General features: G+C 63.3%; 11 protein-coding genes and 1 pseudogene. 7 read left to right on the top strand and 5 right to left on the bottom strand.

Annotation, left to right across the window (positions count from 1 at the left end; genetic code table 11):
* Window positions 1-54 precede the first annotated feature (54 nt).
* Window positions 55-2364 (bottom strand): S41 family peptidase, encoded by a 2310-nt coding sequence (locus VFV19_16135; protein HEX4825831.1) that lies wholly within the window; start codon window positions 2362-2364, stop codon window positions 55-57.
* Between the two features lie 129 nt (window positions 2365-2493).
* On the opposite strand from VFV19_16135, the gene VFV19_16130 reads away from it, so the two are divergent.
* Together VFV19_16130 and VFV19_16125 are read left to right on the top strand one after the other, a co-directional pair.
* Entirely contained in the window at window positions 2494-3366 is an 873-nt protein-coding gene (locus VFV19_16130) for a radical SAM protein (protein HEX4825830.1), read from the top strand.
* Window positions 3367-3374: 8 nt separating this feature from the next.
* The gene (locus VFV19_16125; protein HEX4825829.1) at window positions 3375-6629 is read left to right on the top strand and encodes a DEAD/DEAH box helicase; all 3255 of its coding nucleotides are present in this window, start codon (window positions 3375-3377) and stop codon (window positions 6627-6629) included.
* A gap of 86 nt (window positions 6630-6715) precedes the next feature.
* Here the strand turns inward: VFV19_16125 and VFV19_16120 are convergent.
* Window positions 6716-7072: pseudogene (locus tag VFV19_16120) on the bottom strand (DUF2268 domain-containing putative Zn-dependent protease).
* An 846-nt stretch (window positions 7073-7918) separates the two neighbouring features.
* Here VFV19_16120 and VFV19_16115 point away from each other — a divergent pair.
* The 3 genes from VFV19_16115 to VFV19_16105 all read left to right on the top strand — a co-directional run bounded on the left by VFV19_16115 (window position 7919) and on the right by VFV19_16105 (window position 12441).
* Window positions 7919-9205 (top strand): serine protease, encoded by a 1287-nt coding sequence (locus VFV19_16115; GenBank protein ID HEX4825828.1) that lies wholly within the window; start codon window positions 7919-7921, stop codon window positions 9203-9205.
* A gap of 20 nt (window positions 9206-9225) precedes the next feature.
* On the top strand, window positions 9226-11445 hold the full coding sequence (locus VFV19_16110; protein HEX4825827.1) for a caspase family protein: 2220 nt from the start codon (window positions 9226-9228) through the stop codon (window positions 11443-11445).
* A gap of 477 nt (window positions 11446-11922) precedes the next feature.
* Window positions 11923-12441 (top strand): hypothetical protein, encoded by a 519-nt coding sequence (locus tag VFV19_16105; GenBank protein HEX4825826.1) that lies wholly within the window; start codon window positions 11923-11925, stop codon window positions 12439-12441.
* Here the strand turns inward: VFV19_16105 and VFV19_16100 are convergent.
* Complete coding sequence (locus VFV19_16100; GenBank protein ID HEX4825825.1) at window positions 12438-12992, bottom strand: hypothetical protein; 555 nt, start codon at window positions 12990-12992, stop codon at window positions 12438-12440. The genes VFV19_16105 and VFV19_16100 overlap by 4 nt on opposite strands.
* Before the next feature lie 87 nt (window positions 12993-13079).
* On the opposite strand from VFV19_16100, the gene VFV19_16095 reads away from it, so the two are divergent.
* A complete protein-coding gene (locus tag VFV19_16095) occupies window positions 13080-13352 on the top strand; it encodes a hypothetical protein (protein HEX4825824.1) in 273 nt (90 codons plus the stop codon).
* A 73-nt stretch (window positions 13353-13425) separates the two neighbouring features.
* Here VFV19_16095 and VFV19_16090 read toward each other — a convergent pair whose 3' ends face one another.
* Complete coding sequence (locus VFV19_16090; protein ID HEX4825823.1) at window positions 13426-15132, bottom strand: hypothetical protein; 1707 nt, start codon at window positions 15130-15132, stop codon at window positions 13426-13428.
* Between the two features lie 452 nt (window positions 15133-15584).
* Here VFV19_16090 and VFV19_16085 point away from each other — a divergent pair, with 452 nt between their 5' ends.
* Entirely contained in the window at window positions 15585-18803 is a 3219-nt protein-coding gene (locus VFV19_16085; protein HEX4825822.1) for a CHAT domain-containing tetratricopeptide repeat protein, read from the top strand.
* 106 nt (window positions 18804-18909) lie between these two features.
* Here VFV19_16085 and VFV19_16080 read toward each other — a convergent pair.
* Window positions 18910-19832 (bottom strand): hypothetical protein (locus VFV19_16080; protein HEX4825821.1); only part of this gene is annotated, 923 nt, incomplete at its 5' end.

Below are 19832 nucleotides of genomic sequence, written 5' to 3'. Positions count from 1 at the left end.
GAGCGAGCATCAAGCGGTTGCACCGGGATAACCATCGGGTCGGAGAACCGGCCTCTACCTCCTCCCCATCTCCCTCACCTTCTTCTCCTCCATCCCCGGCACGATCTGCTTGATCGCCGCCTCGAGGACCTCGTCGCGGCCGGCGCGGAAGCCGGCGACGGTGGGGCGCACGATGACGTCGGAAACGATGCCGATGCGCTGCGTCGGCTTCTTGTCGGGGTAGAAGACGCCGATGCCGCTGATGAGCGTCTGCAATCCGCCCGGGAGAGGCACGGGAGAGACGTTGCCGTCGGCGCCGTCGGTCGTGCTGCCGACCACCGTGGCGTTGGGGCCGCTGCGCAGCGCCATCGCGGTGTACTCGGCCTGGCTGATCGACGCCTCGTCGACGAGGATGACGACCTTGCCGGAGTAGAGCGGCGCCAGCGGAGGGATCTCCTCGTTCTTCGTCCACACGAAGGCGCCGGGGTTGGAGAGATCGCCGTTCGTGAAGCGGACGAATGGGGTGGGCCGCGCGACGAAGTGGCCGCCGAGGGCGAACACGGCGAACTCGGAAGGGTAATTGCGGATGTCGATGATCCAGCCCTTGGTTCCCTCGGCGTCGTGGAGGTAGGTCGGGACGTCGGCGATCTTGAACGACGACAGCTTGAGGTAGGCCACGTCGTTCGACAGCTTGCGGAACGCGGGGCCGGCGAGGTCGTGGGTGAAGCCGGTCTGTTGCTCGGCGTTTGTCGGCTTGCCGCGCTGGGCGGTGATCGGCTCCGTCTTGCCGGAGCGCTCGACGGTGAGCTTCACGGGGCCACACGCGCCCTGGGTCAGGCTGTTCATCATCGCGGCGGCGCGCGCGGCGTCGTTCGAGGCGCAGTAGTACGGCGTCCATGATGCGGTGAGGCGCGGGACGGGCGTGCCGTCGACGCCGACGATCTCGTCGCCGATCTTCAGGCCGGAGGCGTGGCCGGTCTCGTCGTTTGCGTAGGCAGAGACGATCGCCTTCCCTTCGATCGCGCGGACGCGCACGGGGAGGGAGCAGCTTCCCACCGGCGGGCGCGCGTCGAGCTGGCCCCACAGGTTGGCGTGGCCGTCGTTCAGGCGCGCGATGAGGGCGAACATCTCCAGGCGGTAGCGGGCGACGTCGTTCGCGGCGACGAGGCGCGGGAGGAACTCGCGGAGCACGGCGTTCCAGTCGGCGCCGATGACGTCGCGGTAAGGCGACCAGTAGAGGACGACGTTCCACCACCGGTAGAGCGCGAGGATCCGGTAGCCCACGTCGGGAAGCTCGGGGGTGTCGTAGCGCGGTTCGCGGAGGAGCTCGGGATTGTTGACCTCGGGTTTCATCTTGACGTAGGCCTGATCGCCGTTCGCCGGCCGGCTGCGGTAGACCTGCTCGAGCAGCGCCGACAGCGGCTCGCCGAGCGCGGCCTTGTCGTGGATCCAGTCGATGTCGGGGCGGAGGGCGAGGCCGTCGGGGACGGTGGCGCACGGGTCGCACGGCGCGATCTCGCCGAGGGTCTTGATCCAGTCGACGATCGCCTGGCGCGCGGCGGCGGTGTCGGCGGCGACGAGCACGCGCGGCATCACGCGGAACAGCTCGTAGTCCCAGTGCACCTGGCCGCCGGTGACCTTGGGGTGGTGGTACTTCAGGAACCCCCACACCTTGCCGAGCGTCGTCAGGCTCGCAGTCTGGAGCGGCGTCAGCTTGTCGATCACGATCTTCGAGCCGGCGTCGAACTCGTGGTCGGTCTCGAGCGGCGTCTTGGGGCGCTCGATCTTGGGGACGGTCTGCACCGGCTTGCCGTCGACGAGGAGCTGGAAGTCGTCGACCCACACCTTGCCTTTGCCGATGAGGAGCGCGCCGAAGACGAGCGTGCGGCCGCTCGCGTCGACCGGAAGCTGGATCGAGTACTCGGTCCACTGGGTCGTGCCGCTGAGCGGCGTCGCTTGCATGTTGTCGAAGGCGATCGCGGTGGTGTCGCCGTCCTCGCGCATCCAGAGCCCCGCGCGGCCGTCCACGCCGTCGGTGCGCAGCCAGCCGCGGAGCACGATCGTCGTGCCGGCGAAGTTCATCGGGACCGAGGCGTTGATCGCGCTGAAGTCGCCGGCGCTCTTGTCGTCCCTTTCGAGCCGGATCGATTGGGCGCCGCCGTGGAAGACCTTGTCGTCGGTGAAGGCGGATGCGTCCTTGTCGCCGGTGGGGGCGTTGACTCCCGTTCGCCAGCCGGGCGGGAGCTTGCCTGCTGCGCCGTGCTCGAAGTCGAGGGCGGGGAAGTCGGCGGCCTTGGCAGGCTCGGCTGCCGACGTCCCAGTTGCGAGGGTGAAGACGGCGGTGAGCGTGGCAGCGAGCAGCGTGGTGCGGGAGATCAGGCTCATGGGCACGGCTCCTTGCGCAGATCCGTAGCGGGGTCGTGGTGAGCGGGATGATAGTCGTGGAGGCGAGGAGCCGGCGCGGCATCTGACGGGATCCTCAGGGCCGATGCGCTACCCTCTGGTTCGACGCCCATGCGCTACGAGGAACCGGTCTTCCGCCCGCCCAGCGAGGCGGACTCGCTCATTCTCCAGGCCACGATCGGCTGTTCGTGGAACGCTTGCACCTACTGCGCCATGTACCGCGACAAGCGGTACCGCGTGCGCGAGCTGAGGGAGACGCTCGAGGACATCAGCGCCGCGCGCTCGGTTCACGGCGAGTCGGTCGACAGGGTCTTCGTCGCTGACGGCGACGCGCTCGGGATGGACGTCGCCACATGGGAGACGATCCTCGCGGCGTGCCGCGACGCCTTTCCGCGTCTCCGGCGCGTGAGCGCGTACGCCACGGCGATCAACCTCAACGAGAAGTCGCCCGCGGAGCTCGCCCGCCTTCGCGAGGCCGGCTTGAGCCTGCTCTACATCGGACCCGAATCGGGGGACGACGTCACGATGAAGCGCATCGCCAAAGGGGCCGGCTTCGACGACCACGTCGAGGCCGCCCGCCGCGCGCGCGAGGCCGGCATGAAGCTCTCCGCGATCTTCCTCCTCGGCGCCGGTGGGACCGAGCGCAGCGAGGAGCACGCGACCGCCTCCGCCAGACTCGCCACCGCGATGGACCCGCGCTTCCTGTCGCTCCTCACCCTCACCGTGATTCCGGGCACGCCGATCGCGAAGCTCGAGGCCGCCGGGAAGTTCGCGCTTCCTTCTATCGAAGGGTTGCTCCGTGAGGCACGGACGTTCATCGCCGAGGCGCAGCCCAGCGACGCCATCTTCCGGACGAATCACGCCTCGAACTACCTGCCGCTCGGCGGACGACTTCCCCGTGACGGCGCACGGATGCTCGAGCTCCTCGATGACGCGCTGGCCGGCCGCATCCCCATCCGGCCGGAATGGGCGCGGGGGCTCTAGAGGAGATCGTGTCGCTGTCGCTGCGGCTGGAGAACGGGATTTCGGAGATCCAGCGGCGGCGGGGTCTCGACTATTTTCAGCGGGCGCGGGCCCGAATCGCGTTCGTCGATGGCCCGCACGCATTGGCGATCGTCCGGGGCACGGAGGAATACGCGGTCTCGCTGGCCCTGGAAGGCGCCAGCCTCCATTGTTCTTGCTCATGTCCGTACTTCGTCAAGAACGTGGAGCCGTGCAAGCACGTGTGGGCGGCGATCCTCGAGGCCGACCGGTCGAAGAAGTTCGGCGCGAATGCGAGCCCGATCGACCTCGCGCCCGATCCGTCGCTCGTCAAGACCGGCGCGTCGCGGGACGCGCTCGAGGCACCGTCCCGGCCGGAGCGGGTGCCCGAACAGTCACGTGACCCGGCATGGCTCCAGCGCCTGAGCGCGCTCGATCTCGCGCGCGATCGAAACGCTCAAGCGCCGCCGTTCGACCAGGCGAAGGCCGAGCTGCGGTACACGATCGATCTTGCCAACGCCTCGAGGTACGGAGCGCTCGTCGTCGAGCTGAAACGCCGAGACAAGAAGAGAGATGGAACGTGGGGGCGCGAGATCCCGCTCAGCATCCGCTTCGGAGAGGCCGAGCATCTCGCGGACCCGGCCGACCGCAGAGTCTTCGCGCTGATTCGCGGCAGCGACACCAGGGAATCACGATTCGGCGGCGGGCGCGTGCACGAGCGCGTCGGGAACCCCGCGTTGCTGTCGGCCGAGGGCATCGAACTCCTGGTCCCGGCGCTTGCGGCGACGGCGCGCTGCTTCGTCTCGCGCGGGCAGAGCGAAGCGGCGCTGCCGCTGCGTTCCGACCTCGTCGATCCATGGAGGACGGTCGTCGAGGTCGCGGAAGCGCGAAAACGCGGCGGGTACACGCTGAGCGCAACGGTCGAGCGGCCGGGTGAGAAGCTGAGCGCGAACGCGATCGATTTCGTCCTTTCCTCCGGGTACTTCCTTCACGAGGGTGCGGTCTCGCGCCTCGCCGATCCCGCCAGTCATGCGGTGCTCGCGATGATCAAGGAGGAAGGTCCGATCGCCGTCCGGGCCGACGATGGGCCGCGGCTCGTCGCTTCGGTTTTCGAGCGCACGCGGGGCGCGGAGGTGCGCGTTCCCGAACGCTTGCGCTTTGCCGAGGTCGGCGGGACTCCGGTGCCGGCGCTGAAGATCGAGAGGCCTCGTCGGTTCGACGGGCAGGAAAAGCTCATGGCTCGCCTGTCGTTCCTCTACGACGGCATGGAGGTCGACGCCAACGATGCGCGGGCGAGGCTCTTCGAGGCCGGCCGCCGTGTGTTCGTCACGCGTGATCGCGTGGCCGAGGACGCCGCCCGGACGAGATTGCTCGGTGCGGGATTCCGCGACGACGGTCCGGCCCGGAGTAACGGCGAGTGGCTCCTTCCCCCTTCGTTCCTCCCGAAAGTAGTCGCGCCCCTGATCGAGGCGGGGTGGCGGGTCGAGGCGGAGGGGAACGTCTACCGGTCGTCCACGTCGCAGCGGCTGCGCGTCGTGTCGGGGCAGGACTGGTTCGAGCTTCAGGGAGGAGCGACCTTCGGAGATACCGAAGTCCCGCTTCCGGCGCTGCTGGCGGCGGCCCGCAAGGGCGAGCGGTACGTGAGGCTCGGTGACGGATCGTGGGGCGTGCTGCCGGAAGTGTGGCTGGAGCGCGTCGCACCACTGGCGGCGATGGCGCGCGCCGACGCGAAGTCGGTTCGCTTCGGAGCGCATCAGGCCGGATTCCTCGACGCTCTCCTCGCGGAGATGCCGGAGATCTCCGCCGACGCGATCTTCGAGAAGGCGAGGAAGAAGCTCGCGCGCTTCGAAGGCGTCGGGCCCGTCGCGGAGCCGCGGTCGTTCGAAGGCACGCTGCGCGCGTACCAACGCGAGGGGCTCGGCTGGTTTCGCTTCCTGCGAGAGTTCGGATTCGGCGGCTGCTTGGCCGATGACATGGGCCTCGGAAAGACGGTGCAGGTTCTGGCCCTCCTGGCCTCCCGCGGGAGGGGGAAAGACGCTGCGCGGCCCACGTCGCTCGTGGTCGCGCCACGCTCGGTCGTCTTCAACTGGATCGCCGAAGCAAGACGCTTCACCCCGAAGTTGCGCGTGCTCGACCACACGGGAATCTCCCGTGACACAGGAAACGTCGGAACGCATGACCTCATCGTGACCAGCTACGGCACGCTGCGGCGGGATGCGGCGGCGCTCTCGAAGATCGAATTCGACTACATCGTGCTGGACGAAGCGCAGGCGATCAAGAACGCGTCGAGCCAGGCCGCCAAGGCCGCCCGGTTGCTTCGAGGGCGTCATCGCTTGGCCTTGACCGGCACGCCGATCGAGAACCATCTCGGTGAGCTGTGGAGCATCTTCGAGTTCCTGAATCCCGGCATGCTCGGCAGCTCTCCGGCTTTTCGGGCGCTGACCGAGGCCGTGGGCGCCGACGCGGGACAACAAACGCTCGCACGTGCGTTGCGGCCGTTCATCCTGCGCCGCACGAAGGAGCGGGTGGCGCCCGAGCTTCCCACCCGCACCGAGCAGACCCTGTGGTGCGAGCTGGGCACGATCCAGCGGCGGGCGTACGACGAGCTGCGCACGCACTACCGGGCGGCGATTCTCGGCCGCGTCAGCCGCCAAGGGCTCGCGACGTCGAAGATTCACGTCCTCGAGGCGCTTCTGCGACTGAGGCAGGCCGCGTGCCACCCCGGGTTGATCGACGGCAACGACCTCGCGGACAGCGCGAAGCTCGATCTCCTCGTCGAGCGTCTCGGCGAGGTGCTCGAAGAGGGACACAAAGCCCTCGTCTTCTCCCAGTTCACGAGCCTGCTCGCGCTCGTGAAGCCGCGTCTCCACGCGCTGAACATCGGCACGGCCTACCTCGACGGCGCCACTCCGGCGGCGGCACGCGAGGAGGCCGTCCGACGCTTCCAGACGGACCCCGATTGCCGTCTGTTCCTCCTGAGCCTGAAGGCCGGCGGGTACGGGCTGAACCTCACGGCGGCGGGTTACGTCTTCCTTCTGGATCCGTGGTGGAACCCCGCGGTCGAGGCGCAGGCCATCGACCGCGCGCACCGCATCGGCCAGGACAAGCCGGTCATCGCGTATCGGCTGGTCGCTCGCGACACCGTCGAGGAGAAGATCATCGCGCTGCAGGAACACAAGCGCGCGCTCGCCGACTCGATACTGGCCGCGGACGAGTCGGTGCTGCGCACGCTCACGCGCGAAGATCTCGAGCTGCTGTTGGGATGAGCCCCTTCCCCGTACCCACTCTCCCGCAGCAATCTCTCGTAATCCGTCACGGTGAGGATCTCCCGCACGGCCTTCTTCTTGTCTGAGGACTTCGCGTAGTACGCCGCGGCGATGCGGTAGCCGACGTAGTAGCCGAGGTCCGCAGGCCTGTCGCCGGTGGCGCTGCTTCCTTGATAGAGCCAGTGCGAGAAGTCGGTGCCGTTCATCTCGGCGCGGAACTCGCGCCACAGCTCCGCCTCGTGGGCGTCGCCGTAGGCGCGCAGGTGGGCGTTGATGTTCTGGCCTGAGATCAGCTCGCCGACGAAGTCCGCGAACCCCTCGCTGCACGCCTTCGCGAGGAGCGTTTTGCCCTCCGGCCCCTGCTGGTAGTGCATCAGCTCGTGCGCGACGATGCCGGGGAGCGCGTCGAGCGGGCCGAGGACAGCCTTCAGCCAATCGCTCATCTCGGACATGTCGGTGCCTTCCGTCTTCGCGTGCATGTCGAGCCCGATGAGGAGGCCGGCGTCCGAGACGGTGCCGCCGGAGTTCATGACGCCGATGAGGATGTACACGTCGGGGAAGACGGCGCCGGGGTAGAGGTCCTTCAGCTTGCGCAGGCTCTTGCGAATTGCCGGCTCCATTGCCGCGACCTGCGGCACGGCCTGCTCGAGCGATGCGTAGTAGTTCGGCCTCTTCGCCGTCGCGGCGGCGAGGTTCTTCGCCGACTGGATCCGCTCTCTGACGAAGTCCTTGAGACCGGGCGTTCCCTTGTCGAGGTACTCGCGCTGGAAGATCTTCTCCTTCTCCGCGGGCGCGTCGTGGGCCGAGGCGAGCGCGAACGCGCGCACGAAGTTGGGAAGGTCGGAGGTGACGATCTTCGCCTTGTCGGGGTCGTGGCTGGGCTTCGAGCGCGCCTCGGCAGGCGTGGCGATGGCGAGCAGCGCGGCGCCGGCGATCAGGGCGGCAGGCAAGGCGAAGCGCATTCGGGTCCTCCCAGGCGGCGATCAACGATCTCATACGTTTCGGGGTGGAGTTCGTTAGGCAAGTGGGCACGTGGCGGCCTCTTGAGTTGCACAGAGGGCCGCGAACGACCGACACGAGCGCTGCGTCCCCCCGCGACGCGGGCATCGTCGTCAGCGGGGGTCCAGTCATCTCAACCTCGGTCCGCGCGGTTGCTGACCCTTCGCCACCCGATTCGAATGGGTCCTAGAGCGGGGGCACTAGGACGGCAAGACGGGAGGGGAGGGATTGGTGAACAGTTGAGGCATACTCTCCGCAACTATTAGTGCGACGCAACGCACGGAGGTCCCATGGAACCTAAAGTCGCCACTCTTGTCGCATGCCTGTTGCTCGTCAGAGCGACCACTTCATCTCCCGCCGCCACGCCTTCGAATGGGAATGGGGTCACAAACGTACCGGCTGCGCTTGTTGCGACCGTCAAGGCGAGCCGCGGCGGACAGAAGCCGACTTGGCACCCTATCAATGGAATTTCGCCGACACTAAGAAGCAGCTACCCACGTCTCGTCCAGAACCTGGATGAGCGCTCAGCAATCACTTACAGCCGTTGCGCGGAGGCCCTGTCGCAAGGAGGTCAACAAGGCGGATCGAAGAACCCGAGCGTTGGGAAGTCGCCTGGTGCGGTCAGCGTCTACAAGAAGCGTGCAGACAGCGTGGTGCGCATCATGACGCCTGACGGTGAGGGAGCCGGCGTTGTCATCGACAAGTCAGGGCTCATCGCCACGAATTATCACGTGGTGGAAAACCAGCCCACAGCATGCATTCTGACCCGCTCAAGCGAGATGCAACCCGCTGAACACGCAGACATATTCGTGGCGCACGTCATCGCAGCCAAGCCCTCTGCGGACTTGGCATTGCTGAGGGTGCCGGCGACTGCGCTCAACGTGCAGCCGGTGCCCCTCGGAAGCCTCAAGGCAGTGCGAGTAGGTGACGACGTCTTTGCGATCGGACATCCGCTCGGTTACCCATGGAGTCTCTCGCAAGGAATTGTGAGCCAGATCCGGCCAGAGTTCGAGGTGTCCGGATACTTCCAATCGCCGTCGGTCGACCTGAAGGCAAGCGTGATCCAGACTCAGACACCTATCAGCTCGGGCAATTCAGGCGGCCCACTCTTCAACGGCGATGGGCAGGTGATTGGGCTCGTCGCGTTCGCCGAGTCCGGAGGGAAACAGGCTGTGGTTCAAGGACTCAACATGGCAATTGCGGTGAGCGAGATCGACGAGATCGTCAAACATCCGCCGACATATGTAGCACCGAAGTCTCCAGCGCTACCGAAGAACGCCTCCAAGCTCCTTGGCAAGGAACTGCCGCCGGACTCTCGGTTCCAAGAAGTAGACATCAATAATGACGGTATCAACGATGCGTACGCGGTTGACGTCGACTCCGACGATGAGGTCGACTTTTGGATTCTTGACTCCAATCACAACGGCGTCGCCGATGGCCTCGCGATAAACCTCGCTGGCTCAGGGCCACCCAATTTCTACGTCTTCGACGAGGACGAGGACGGAGTAATCGACAAGCGTGGCCTCGACGTGGATGGCGATGGAACGATCGACTATTGGCTCTCAAACGCGAAATGAATCGTGGGGTGGTCTGGAGCATGCGATCCGCATTGGGGATCGTCTTAGTCGGCTTCGCCATCATCGTGGCGAGCGCATCACGGCCCGCGCCGAAGGAGCCGACACCAGCATTTCACAAGGGGATACGGCGGGCCGTCCTGATCGGGGTCGGCTCATATCTGAGTAGAGACATCGAGCCTCTCGCGGGCCCGCCACACGATGTCAGGTCGCTCGAAACCTTATTGCGATCGAAGTACCACTTTGATGACATCACGGTGCTTGTAAGCGGCGATCCGCTCGGTTCCGAAGACCACCTCCCAACGCGAAAGCGCATTCGTGATGCAATCCTCGCTTCCGTCGAAGCGACTCGTCGGGAGGATACGCTTGTCGTTTTCTGGAGCGGCCATGGCGGGGAGGCTCCAGATATTAACGGCGATGAGGGCGGTGGCAACGACGCAAGTCTTCTGCCGTACGACGCACGAACAGAGAACATCCCGGACATCGTGGATGACGAGCTGTTCTTGTGGTTCGATCGACTGAGTCCGGACGCTCGGAATGTCCTGTTGATCTTCGATGCGTGCCACTCGGCATCGCTTCCTCGCGGCCGTGGCGTCGATCTCAAGGAGCGAGTCGTTCCGGAACTCGATGCGCGTACGCAACTCTACACGAGCCATGCGGACATGACTTTCAATCGAGACACTCCGGACCGGGCACGCGTGCTGGCGGAAAAGAAAGCGATGGACCACGCGGGACACGACGCGAGCTCGCCGGGCAGGCGAATCCTGCCTTCCGATGCCCGCTACGTCGTCCTGTCGGCCGTGTCGAACGTCCATCGAGGCGGTACGGATGAGGGTGGATCGACCGCCTACGAACAGTTGTTCGACTCCGTGCCGCGCGGATTATTTTCTTACGTGCTCTGGAGCGAGGCAGAGCGATTGGATCAAGGCGCCCCGATCTCGCTCCTTTTCGAGCGTGTTCGATCGGAGGTCGCAGAGCGCTCTTTTCGGAAGATGCAACCCGGGTTCAGCGCGCAAGCGGGGCGTGAAAACGAGCCGTTCCTTTTCACGGATCGTGATGTCGATCCACGACTTGCGATGGCCGCCCATCTCGAGATTGGAAACCAGTGGACGATAGAGGTCCCAGCGTCGGTGCCTGTGAGTCCGCTCGACTCATACGTGCTCGTACGGCGGGCTCGAATGCGGGATGCCTTTTCCTCCCGCCTCGCACTGGTCGGCGTCCGTGACCAGCAGTCGGTTCGATATCGATGGCCTGACTCGACGAAGGTGACCGGTATCGCGACAGATCCTATTGCTGACAGGACCGACGTAGTTGCGGTCCGCTGCAATATCCCCTTCGAGTATGATCGTCCGATCGTCTACGTGGACGGATTCCCCTCGAACATGGCGGTGCAGCTCGTCAACCGGCTTGTGTCAGATCACCCAGCGATCGTATTCAGGGACGGCCGACCCGCTGACGATGAGATGGCGAAGTTCGGTCCTCATCCCGAGCGGTATTTTCGACTCAGTGTCGACGCTTCATCATCGCGCTCACTTCGCTTCGGAGTTGTAGGAGGAACGACTAGCCGGAAGCTCCTCGATTCCGCGATTCCGCCAAACGCTTCCGACTTGAAGCCGGAGCTAATCGGCGACGTCGTGCAGAAGATTGCAATCGCTTCCTACTCCGAGCTGCACGGCGCGGAAGTTCGGCAACTGCTCGATCTCCGGGGTGATGGCTCGTTCAATCTCGACGCCCGACTCTTGGATTCGCGCAGGAGAGTCATTACTGGAGTCCGGTGCAAGCCTGGACAGACAGACGACTGTGCTGACTTGAATCTGCAGATCGACGCACAACGCGGAAGCTACGTCGCCATCGTGCATGTGTTGGATATCGCATCTGCCCGCGGGGGCCCGTCAATAGAGCTATGGGATCCTTCGGCGACTCACGAGCTGGAGTCAAGCGACGGCGCGACGGTTCGGATCCCTAGCCGATGGTCCGCGCCGATGTCGATTCCGTTCCTGGTTTCCCGTACCGGAGGCACGGACTCGATCATGGTTGTGGCGGACACCAACCCCATGCGACTCCTGAGCCTCATGGAAGAGGTGCGCGCGCTGGAGGCCGGGCAAGAGAGCTTCAAGAAAGCCTGCGAATTACCTCGTCGGGGCGAGCCCGAGGCTGTCCGACGGTTTTCACGGCCTCCGGGAGCCCACGAATCTCAGCTGGGCGAGTGGGTAGCCCGGAGACTATCGTTCAAAGTTGAATAATCTCAGGGATCCTCTCGCAGCGACCGTTCCGACGTCGCGTCCCTAGTTTGAGGGGGCTCGGCGGCTCGGTCGAGCCGAGTCTCGCGAAAGGAGGCGAACTTGCCGATCGCTTGTACGAGAGTTCAGGCTCGGCTGCTCCTCCAATCGGATGACGACGAGGATCTGCAATCACGGGAGACCGCGACGCATGTCGAGAACTGCGCCAACTGCGCCCGATTCGCCCGACGTGTCGACCTGGTGAAGCACGAACTCCGAACTCGCCCGTCGAATGCGGTGACCGCCCATCCTCGACCCGAAGTCCTCGTTGCCCTAGCGGGCGATTGGGGATCATTCGCGCCGGAGGGCTTGGACGCATGGAAGTTACATGCGGACACTTGTACCGAGTGTTCGTCGCTCCTTAGTCAGCTTCGGTCCTGGATCGCCGAGGCCCCTGCGGTCGATGTCATACCTGCGTCCTCGTCCAAGTCGAGTTGGGTTGTGTTCGACGTGCTGGCAATCCGGCGAAACTGGCTGACAGCAGCAGCCTACTTGCTCTTGATCGCAATTCTGATTCCTACGATGTACCGATTCGGCGCTTCGTCGTCTTCGTCAGTCCTAATGCCTGTGAATGCCGTCAGCGGCGATTCGGGCAAGGGCGGAACGGAGCCGGCAGGTTGGGCACAAGTCGAACTCCACGGCAGGCGCGTCACGACGATATCGATCGGCCTCGGTGGCAGTGACCGCGCGTTGCAATTCCTGACCTCACTCGCAACCCCCGGCGCGCACGTCGAAGCTGTACTAAGGGATACAGGAGCAGTGATCGATGGCAACACACTCTTCGGGCCGCCACTGGAGTTCGGATTGGTCAAGATCGCACCGATTCGCGGAACGATCTCGGCCAGTGATGTTGCGAAAGGCGTAATCGTCGCGCTCGATGTCAAACTTTCGGATGGGACCGCAATCGACAGCCTTAAAATTCAGATCGGCCCGTCGGCTCCGCGAACCTCCGACGACTAGCGTCTCAGCGTGGACTCGTAAGCCTGTCGAAGCTCTGCGACCAGTCGGGTGTGACGAGCACGAACAGCGCTCTCCCTCTTCATGTTGTTCGCTGGAATCGTTCCTAAACGGTCCAGGATCAACTTGTAGGGCAGCGGTGGGTCTTCCATCCGCGCGAAGAAGATCAACTTGTCCACCTCGTCGAACTTCTCGACGGCGGAGACCACGGCCTTCACCCGAAGCGCCATCTCACGAGCGGATGGCCGATCGAGGAGCTCGACGGGGTCCTCTCCCTCCGCAGGCAATTCGAATACAGCTTCGATGCTGTCGTGATCGAGGACGCCTTCTCCAAGACCTCGCAGCAGTTCCTGCTTCCGTCTTGTGACGATCGTGCGTATGTAAGCTCCGAGTGGTGCCGTGCCCTCATAGGCCTGCCAGTGCGCCAACAGATTGTCTTCGACACGCTCCGCAACGCTACTTGGGTCAACGCCTTGACGTTCCCCCAACAAGCGACGAAACTCCGGACGTTCCGGATTGAGGAAGCGAGAGACCTCCTCAAAGTCCTTCGTCACAACGGCGAGAGCTCCTGGAATTGCCCGATTCTGCGCGCTACCCATGACGCTCGCGAGTCGGTACCAGAGAGCAAAATTTCGTAGTACTTGTTTGTTCCGCTCCTGACCTCCTATGCGCTCGACGTGTTCACTCAGCTTTCCTTCGATCTCGTTCTCGAACTCGGCGGGATGTTCCGCAACAAAATCTGGGGCGTGAACCGCGAGCCGACTTGCTACGAAACGCGTGTAGCGATTTCGTTCGACGGTTCGTTCGACGACGGTCTTGATCGTGTCCTGGATCCGCCGAAAGTTGTCGACGATCCGATTGCGCCCCGGAAAGTGCGCAGGCAGTGCATCGTCCTGCCCCTCGATCAGCCGTAACAGCGCGTAGTCATGGATCGACGACTTAGTTGGGTCTATTCGCGAGTCAGATTCCCGAGACAATGTCGCCCCTCTAGTGGACTCCGGAAGCTCCCCGCCGCTGGTCATGGGGGACCACGACGATTGCCTCGCACTGGCTGCTGTTCCCCGCGTGGTCGAGACCGTGATAAATCAACTTATATGTCCTGCCATCGCCCGTCCCGAGGCATTCCGCACGCAACTTGCCGGTGGTGTCCCCGGTGTGCAGTACGAAGCCTTGAATATCATTGGCGATGTCCACTCCGTTCTTTGACTTGTCAGGTTCGTCACCGAGAACCGAATCGAGCACGAAATTGTCCGGCCCGGAGAGCGCATCGATGACCGACACGCTTGCAACGACGTCCACGAGTCGATGGTTCGGCGGCCAGAGGAACGATGGATTCACGGAGCACGTAACCTGAGGCGCCGACTTGTCCACCATTACCGGCAGTGTCTGCGGTGCCTCAGTGTTGCCGGCATTGTCGGTGGCCCAGAACTTGACGTTGGTCGTGCCCTCGGCGCTTGTCGTCACCATCGCGCTTGCGCCGGGGGTTACCGTCAGGGGGACGACCTGCGCACCGGAGGTCTCGACGGAGATCGAGGCGACTCCTGAGCCGCCGGTTTCGTCCACCGCCGTGATCGTCACCACCGCATCGGTGTTATTCCAACCGGCGGCATTAGGATCCGGCGTCACGCTTGCCGAACTGGTAGGAGGTGTCGAATCCGGGCATGCGTCTCCTCTCCCATCTCCGTCGGTGTCGGCTTGGTTCCCCTTGCTTATCTCGTCGGCGCTGAGTATCCCGTCCCCGTTGATATCGCAAGCCGCGGTGGACGCGTCGCAGTCTCCGTTGGGGACCGAAGGGCAGTTGTCGCACTCATTGGGCACTCCGTCCCCGTCCTCATCGAAAACGCGCTCGTCGTCTCCGGTCGCGACTTCAAACGTGACTGCATTCTGACCGTTCGTACTGCTGAACCAGATTCCGTAGAGCTCATACAACCCGCTTGGTACAAATGGCACAACGAGCGTTGCCGTCGCACCGGTATTGTCACTACTTGAACCCAAGCGCAGTGGGTAACTCGGGAATTCATCAATCGCGATTGACGCACCGCCGCCAAGCACCCACGTCCCGTGTCGTCTCCCGACAGAATCAGATCGGTAGCATTCGGGTCGCGAGTTGTCCGGGGCCACATTGAACGGTTCTTCGAATCCAAATTCGCCGCTGGTAATCGAACGGACCGGAAAGAAGACCGTCGGCCGACCATCGCCCTGATAGCAGTCCTGCGGGCTCTCGCGCTTGCAGTCGTCGCAGGACGAATCACTCGCGGCGCAGTAATTTCCATTGCCGAGATAGTCGTCGAGTCTTGATTGGGTCGGCTGATTGTCAAGGTAGGGAGATTGGGCGATAAATGCCAAATAAGAAATCTCGCGGATCGCGCTCGGCTGGGTGTCCCCGGTGCGACGGATTGTAATCGCGACAGGCCCGCCGTAATTGCCCCCTACAGCGGGCACCCCGAATTGCAGGTCGGAAGTCTCATGACTAACATTGAGCCCGCAGTGCTCCGGTGAGGACTCCCCATACGGCTGCTCGCAGCACGCGCCGTTGCTGTTCGCGTCCGTACAAAGGGGTGTTGCGGGATTAGTGGCGCAGTAGTCCGGACAAATCAAGGACGTTTCGGCGCAATCGGGCCTTGGAAACGGGCATGACGCAACCGGGAACAGCCGATCGAGTTTTTTGGTGACAGGCGCCGCAAACGCGGTCAAGACAAATGGCGCCAAGAATAAGACGATGGTCGCCCCAATCATTCGATGTCGCATAGACCCCCCAACGTCGTAGCGGATTGCGTAAGCTGCAACAACAGTACCGTTGACATCGGTGACAGGCAACCGCATAGTTCTCAGCAAGTCGAGTCGTCAACGACCGTCACCATCAGAGTTCGGGACTGGAAGCGGGCATGTCGGTGGGTGCTTCAGGTTCCCGCGGCTGGGATTCGCAGTTGAAATTCTTATCTCATTCACTAGTACTCGTCGTGGCGTGCGTCGGATGCGGAAGCCCGAGAGTAGGAGGGCGAACCTCCGACCCGCGATGTGACCTCCAAGCCGGGCAAGCTGCCCGGGTTGCGACGACGATCGACGGCTCGGCGACGATCACACTCACAGACCCAACCGGTGCGATTCGACACGTAGAGAGAGGCGATGAATGGCTCGCGAAGTCGGTGACATTCACCTGGCTCGCGGATCCTCCCGGCGTCTGGACGCTGGAGATCAAAGATGGGCCCGACACACCTTCACGGGCGGTGGGTGCAACTAGCGCCTACGCAGCTTCGCCGCGCGATCAAGCGTGCTGGGAGGCTGCGCAACTCACCGATCGCATCCGATCCGCACTGAAGGACGGGAACGAGACAGCCCTTCAGATGCTCCAGGATGCCGAGGCAAGCGCCCGCCGATGCTTTCCTGATGATGCGCCGTCCATCGCTCGTTTCATAGATCACCTTGGACTCCTTCTCTACAACTCGGAGAAACCAGAGTTCAGGGCGACGACTCTTGAGGTGCTAAGGCATGGACTAGAAGAATGGGAAAAGCTGCGCCCATTGGACCACGCCTCCGTCGCAGACAGTCTCGACAATCTCTCGAGTATCTGTTTCAACTGGAATCGCTTCGACGAAGCTCTCAAGTATGGACAGCGCTCGTTGGAGCACCGAAAACTACAGCCCGAGACCGAGCGTGACGCAGCGATGGGTGCGACGCTCGAGGGAATCGCACAGATCCTCGGGGCGATGGGCCGCTACGATGAAGCTCGCCCAATCGTCACCGATCGGCAGCGATATCTCCAATCGTCTGATGCGAGTCCCACCGACAAGGCGGTTGGATATCTGACGTCGGGCGAGCTCACTCGTTTGACGGATGGTTCGGTCCCCGCCCGGGCCGAGTTCAACAAGGGCTTGGCCATTGCACCGAAGCACACGCCGGTGCACGCGTGGTTGCTCAATTCCGTGGCGGGAACGTTTCGTGACGAAGGGAGCTATGCAGACGCCGAGAGGTACGAGATTGAGTCGTTTTCGGAACGCCAAGCTCTCAAGGACCAAGAGGGCATCCTTACCGCCACCTTCAACCTGGCCGAGCTGGCTCGATTCCAAGGGCGACGGGCAGACGCCGAAGCGAAATACCGAGCGTGTGCGGAAGAGGCCCGCTCATTGTATGTGGCTCCAGATAGCACAGATCCGAAGCTCTCTGTGTATCTCGCGCAGCTCGCCATCTTCTTGGCCGAAGACTCTCAGTATGTCGAGGCGGAGACGCTGCTGCGCGAGGCCCTCTCCATACGAGAAACGGGACTCGGGAAAGAGCATTCTGAGACTGCTCGAGCACTCCACGATCTCGCGACCGTACTCATCGACGAGGGCCAGCCGCGGGACGCGCTTCCGTTGCTCCGGCGGGCCTTGGAGATTCGAACGGCGATTGCGCCGAAGAGCGTCGACGTCGCCGAAAGCTTGATCGAAGTATCTCGAGCGCAGCTGGCAATCCGACAGCTTCCAGAAGCGCTGAAAACAATAGATGACGCACTTGCGAAGGTGAACCTTCACTCCGAGTGGCGCGAAGCGGCCGCGAAGGCACAGTTCGAGAAATCGGACGTCCTGTGGGCCGCTCATGAGCGCGAGGAATCCTTGGTTGTGCTCAGCGCAGCGCTCGGCTCCGTCGAGTCGATGCGGCAGGAGAGTAGCGCGGCGGACACCACTCGCGCGACCTTCCTCGCGCGGTACGCTCCCAGGTTCGACACCATGGTTACGCGGCAGATCGCTGCCGGACATCCGAATGAGGCTCTGAGGTGGGCAGAGCGCACACGAGCACGGACTTTGGTTGAGGAAGTCGCGTTTTCTAAGACGCAACTGAGCGATCCCTCGACAGGGGTCGCTCAAGACTTGGTCGACCGTCGACGAGTCGCGGAGGCAACACTCCGCAAGGCGCAAGCGTTCGAGCGCAGCTTGATGGAACGAGCGCTAGCCGGCGACTTGCAGGCTGAGCACGATTCGGATGATGCGGCGCACGCAGTCGCCATCGCACTTTCGGAATATCGACGCGCGAACGGGGAGATCCGGCGGGTCGATCCGCGATATCGGGAAGTCATGGCCTCCATCGATCACCTGACCTCGAATACGGATGAATTGCGCCAAGCCATGAAGGCGTTCGCGAACGACATCCTGTACTTCCAAATCGGAGTCGAAGCGTCCCGGGTGTTCGTTGTGTCGGCCCAGGGTGCTGAAGTGCAAGCATTCAGTCTGAATCTGGACGAATCCACCGCCAAGCTGCTGGGGGTATCGTCCGGGCCGTTGACGTCGAAATCGCTAGGACGACTTTTTGATTGCCGGTTCCGCGCGAAGTACGACGTGCCGTCTCCACGAGGAGCGAGACTGGCGTCAAGCTGCGAGGGAAACGGTTTTCCAAACGACCAGTGGTTGCACGCACTTTGGCGGGCGCTTGTTCCCGAGCCGGTGTGGGCGCGTATCCACAAGGCCGGACACGTGACGGTTATCCCTGATGCGCAATTGAATCAAGTTCCGATGGATGCACTCGTTGTCACCGTCGACTCGACTGAGGAGTCGACGAAATACTGGCTTGATGACGGGCCGGTGATCACGATCGCACCGTCGATCTCGTTCTCGTTCTACGGAAAAGAGACGCACGGGACGACCGACTTGGAACTTCTCTCCGTCGCGGGCGTCGTGAATCGGATCGCTAACGTCGGCGGTTCAAGTCCAGGGCCGCCCACTGATGTCAATGGTGCTCGTGGGGTCGACGGTGAACGAGACGGAACGCTCGAACAGGCCTTCCGACTCCCCGCATTGAGCAACTCGATTCCCGAGCAAGAGAGCATCGCCGCCGCGATCCAGAGGCGACAGCCCGGATGTCGGCTTGTGCTACTCCATGACGATACGGCAACGGAGCAAGAGGTGCGAGCCGACATAGGTCGCGCCAGGCTCGTTCACTTCGCTACCCACGCGATCGGGTCGACGGGATCCGATGGACTACGGGCCGCGTTGGTATTGAAACTACCGGCAGGGACGGTCGCCTCAGAGGCAGATGGTCTACTCGAACTGCACGAGGTTTACTCCTTGCGTATTCCTGCCGAGCTCGTGGTTCTCGCCGCCTGCGGCACTCATACCGGTGAAGAGATCAACCTGGAGGGCGCTGTATCACTTTCTCGGGGATTCCTGATCGCAGGAGCGCGTCGGGTTGTCTCGACCCTGTGGGCGGTGGACGATTCCGCCGCACGGCAAGTCATTACGGCGCTCTTCGATAGTGTTCCGACAGGAGATCGGCCCACAACTTCGACTGGTTTCGCGGATGCTTTGTGGGAGGCGAAGCGGAAAGTGCGCGCGACGGCAAACTACCATTCTCCACAATTCTGGGGCGCGTTTGTATTGATCGGCAGCCCGTGACCTCGGTTCTGTGTCGGACCGCAGAAAAAGAAGGGCGGCGAGCGAAGGCCACTCGCCGCCCTTGGATTGCGATAACACGAAGTCATGCGTCGGACCTTCGTTCCGATTAGTTGATTCCACCGTCAGAGTCAGGCCCAGAGTCGAAAGCCTCAGCGCCGTCGGGATTGGAATCCCCAGCACCGGAGTCACCGCTGTCAAAGCTGCCACCGTCAAACTCGGACCCCGAGTCATGACCTCCGCCGTCGAAGCTCGGCTCTTCGAACGAGGGCTCGTCGCCGCCGCTGTCGAAGCTCGGCTCTTCGAACGAGGGCTCGTCGCCGCCGCTGTCGAAGCTCGGCTCTTCGAACGAGGGCTCGTCGCCGCCGCCGTCGAAGCTCGGCTCGTCGAACAAGGGCTCGTTGCCGCCGTTGTCGAAGCTCGGCTCATCGAACGAGGGCTCGTCGCCGCCGCTGTCAAAGCTCGGCTCATCGAACGAAGGCTCGTTGCCGCCGTTGTCGAAGCTCGGCTCATCGAACGAGGGCTCGTTGCCGCTGGGGTCCTCTCCAACAAAGGGATGCGAATCGTAGTAGGAGCCTTCAGCGGTCGGGTCATACGCGTCGTCGTGGTAGTTGTCATCGATACCTGGCTCGAACGACGGGTCCTGGATGTAGGAGTCGTCGGTGCCGGGATCGAGCGACGGGTCCTGGATGTAGGAGTCCTCGGTGCCGAGATCGAGCGACGGGTCCTGGATGTAGGAGTCGTCGATACCGGGATCGAGCGACGGGTCCTGGATGTAGGTGTCTTCGGTGCCGGGCTCGAGCGACGGGTCCTGGATGTAGGTGTCGTCGATACCGGGCTCGAACGACGGGTCCTGGATGTAGGTGTCGTCGGTGCCGGGATCGAACGACGGATCCTGGATGTAGGTGTCTTCAGTGCCGGGCTCGAACGACGGGTCATGGATGTAGGTGTCGTCGGTGCCGGGCTCGAACGACGGATCCTGGATGTAGGTGTCGTCTGTGCAGGGATCGAACGACGGATCCTGGATGTAGG

The sequence above is a fragment of the Candidatus Polarisedimenticolaceae bacterium genome, assembly GCA_036275915.1.
Lineage (GTDB): Bacteria > Acidobacteriota > Polarisedimenticolia > Polarisedimenticolales > DASRJG01 > DASRJG01.
Note: the sequence above shows the minus strand (reverse complement) of the source record. Positions and strands in the feature narration are given on the sequence as shown.

Coding starts and splice junctions, on each gene's coding strand:
- VFV19_16135 (HEX4825831.1), bottom strand. CDS start 2,364: ATGAGCCTGATCTCCCGCACCACGCTGCTCGCTGCCACGCTCACCGCC.
- VFV19_16115 (HEX4825828.1), top strand. CDS start 7,919: ATGGAACCTAAAGTCGCCACTCTTGTCGCATGCCTGTTGCTCGTCAGA.
- VFV19_16130 (HEX4825830.1), top strand. CDS start 2,494: ATGCGCTACGAGGAACCGGTCTTCCGCCCGCCCAGCGAGGCGGACTCG.
- VFV19_16110 (HEX4825827.1), top strand. CDS start 9,226: ATGCGATCCGCATTGGGGATCGTCTTAGTCGGCTTCGCCATCATCGTG.